Source organism: Mesorhizobium sp. M4B.F.Ca.ET.089.01.1.1 (assembly GCF_004022605.1).
Taxonomy (GTDB): Bacteria; Pseudomonadota; Alphaproteobacteria; order Rhizobiales; family Rhizobiaceae; genus Mesorhizobium; species Mesorhizobium abyssinicae.
This window is the reverse complement of sequence record NZ_RZOS01001560.1, coordinates 1-397: the sequence shown is the minus strand read 5'-3', so window position 1 is coordinate 397 and position 397 is coordinate 1. Positions and strand designations below refer to the sequence as shown.

Genomic DNA, 397 nt, shown 5'->3' with positions numbered 1-397 from the left:
GTCTATTTGCGCTGGTTGCCGCCGGTCTCGCTGATCAACGACAGCCTGCCTCTTTCGTCCCAATCCAGCCTCTTCATCTTGCCGGTGCTGACGCTGCTTGGCACGACACTGGCGCAGGTGGTGCGCATGGTTCGGGCAGTGGCCCTCGAAGTGCTGAGCGCCGAGTACATCTACATGGTGCGGCTACGCGGGATTAGTCCAGCGCGGGTGTTGATATGGCACGTCCTTCCCAACACCATCACGCCGACCATTCAGACGATCGCGTTGAACGCGGCCTGGCTGGCAGGTGGGGTCGTGGTCACAGAATCCGTCTTCCAACTGCCTGGAATCGGCAGCGCGCTTTCAGATGCGGTGATCAACCGTGACATGCCGACAGTGCTCGCCATCACGCTGATTA

Annotated in this window: 1 protein-coding gene; it reads left to right on the top strand. The window is 60.5% G+C overall.

Annotated features, from left to right (window positions below; genetic code table 11):
* The coding region (locus EN780_RS38290) for an ABC transporter permease (protein ID WP_133373046.1) at nucleotides 1-397 on the top strand (397 nt) is incomplete at both ends.